Source organism: Vibrio sp. Vb1554, assembly GCF_033344235.1.
Genome location: NZ_JAWPOJ010000152.1, coordinates 1 through 1526 on the forward strand (window position 1 = coordinate 1; position 1526 = coordinate 1526).

Sequence of the window (1526 nt, forward strand, 5' to 3'; positions counted from 1 at the left end):
AAGACAAAAGTGAGAGCTGGATCAGCACACTTTTCTTAGGGGGAATTTTTCAAATTTAATCGTAAATTTGGCCTTTGGCAAAAGGTAAGTGATGAATCTATTAACGAGTTGATGAAAGGTCGGGAGGGGTCACATTTCCCCACTGTTTTTCTTACCTCCGCACAGTGGGTTTGCTATAGATTAGCTGTCCAAAACATGGTGTGTTCGGAGGAAATATGTCCATTAATTCTATCGACCATGACGAGATGACCAACATCGCTCACAAGTGGGAATTACCCGAAGAAGAAGAAACCGTTGTGAAGCCAGAGAAAACAGTGAAATCAGCAGAAGCCAGACGTCGCATTGAGGCACTGCGTGAAATCCGCGAAAGCGGGTTAAGCATTGAAGAAGCAAGAGAACTTGGCTTGATTCACTGATTCTCTCAATTCGGTGTACCACTCCATAGGGTAGCCAACTGGCTGCCCTTTTTATTTGCTAACCCCATCATTTAACCGAAGTTTCTTGCTCGTTTTATTTGTTCTCCAACCTTATTTTTATTCAGTCTGAAGTCACTTTGCTTGCTTACTATGGTTTGACAAATGGTAGAGGCGTTACTAAAAGATATATCAGTAGGATATGCCTTTTGTTGACTATCCATATCATCTAAGCAGGAGCGCGAATATGGTTGATCAGATCCTTTTCTACGAGCCCGATGAGCCGCACGGCTTCCTCTCCAACTTCTGTCATGCCCCCGTCGAAATATCTTCCCAATCTTGGCCCACCAGCGAACACTACTATCAAGCTCAGAAATTTGTTGATGCCCAACTGCAAACCAAAATTCAGCATGCCCAATCGCCGGATGAAGCGTTCGCGTTAAGCCGTCAGTACGAGCATCTCGTTCGCAGCGATTGGGACAACATGAAGCTCTCAGTCATGGCGTTCATTGTGCGAGAAAAATTCCTCCAAAACCCGAAACTTGCTCAGAAACTGATGCGCACGGGCAATGCTTGCCTTACTGAGCATTCGCACAAGGACGCATTTTGGGGAGATGGGGGAGACGGTAAAGGTTTGAACCACCTAGGAGAAATTCTGATGAACGTACGCGCAGAGCTGCGACATGTCGAGCCTTACAATTTGGTTAAGTTCATCGACAAAGCCAAGCTGCCAACTCAGTGGGGCACATTCATGATGCACGGCTTCATCGAGACGGCTACAGGGAAGGAGCATCTCGCGCTGGTGTATGGCGACCCGACGTCTCAGCCTGCGCCATTGATTCGGCTCCATTCTGAATGTCTCACTGGGGACGCACTATTTAGCACCCGCTGCGATTGCGGTTTTCAGTTAAATCGTGCGTTGCAAAACATCGTCGAAGAGGGCTGCGGCGTGCTGCTCTATTTGCGTCAGGAGGGACGTGGCATCGGTTTAATCAACAAAATTCGCGCCTATCACTTGCAGGATGATGGTGCGGATACCGTTGAGGCGAATGAGCGTTTAGGGTTTGCTGCTGATATGCGAGACTATGCGTTTTGCAAAGGGATGTTAGAGCA

At 47.4% G+C, this 1526-nt stretch carries 2 protein-coding genes; both read left to right on the plus strand.

What is annotated here, in order from left to right:
- The first annotated feature begins 215 nt into the window (after nt 1–215).
- Nucleotides 216–416 carry a PA3496 family putative envelope integrity protein gene (locus R8N28_RS24475; RefSeq protein WP_318085320.1) on the plus strand — a complete coding sequence of 67 codons (201 nt, stop codon included), beginning with the start codon at nt 216–218 and terminating at the stop codon, nt 414–416.
- Nucleotides 417–660: 244 nt separating this feature from the next.
- Nucleotides 661–1526: GTP cyclohydrolase II RibA (gene ribA, locus R8N28_RS24480; protein ID WP_318183579.1), on the plus strand; the 866-nt coding region annotated here is incomplete at its 3' end.

Excerpts from the sequence above, each read along its gene's own strand:
- R8N28_RS24475 (WP_318085320.1), top strand. The coding sequence starts at position 216 with ATGTCCATTAATTCTATCGACCATGACGAGATGACCAACATCGCTCAC.